Below are 502 nucleotides of genomic sequence, written 5' to 3'. Positions count from 1 at the left end.
TTTCCGATGACGAAGGGGTATATAACTCTGTCGGCAGTTATGATCACCGAGACTTAGTCAAACTGATCGTCAATCTCAGCAAAGTTTCTGATATTCCCCCAGAGCAGTTACAAGAAGTGTTTGGTGAAAGCGTATTTTTGAACCTGCTACGCTCCATTCCCAGTCATGCAAGCTTGCAGCAGTGCGACAGTACCTTTCAATTTGTTCGACATGTAGAAAGCTTTATTCATGTAGAAGTTAAAAAACTTTACCCAGACGCCAATCCGCCTAAGTTCGATTTTATCAGCGAAACACAGTCAGAACTGGTGTTCGACTACCACAGTGCACGGTGTATGGCGCATGTTTGTTTGGGGTTGCTCAAAGGCTGTGCTGCACACTTTGGACAGGTCATTCATATTATGCATCAAAACCAAACTGAAGACGGAAGCCAAGTTCGATTTTGGCTGGAGGCACAATAAGAAGAGTATGACGGGTAACTCCTCATTAGAAAGGAAACTCAAAC

Annotated in this window: 1 protein-coding gene; it reads left to right on the top strand. The window is 43.8% G+C overall.

Annotation, left to right across the window (positions count from 1 at the left end; all coding sequences use genetic code 11):
• On the top strand, positions 1-458 hold a 458-nt coding region (locus R7R24_RS30865), incomplete at its 5' end, for a heme NO-binding domain-containing protein (RefSeq protein WP_318120738.1).
• Between the last annotated feature and the right edge of the window lie 44 nt (positions 459-502).

Source organism: Vibrio sp. 704, from assembly GCF_033339295.1.
The sequence above is the reverse complement of the archived record's forward strand: the minus strand, read 5'-3'. Positions and strand labels throughout refer to the sequence as shown.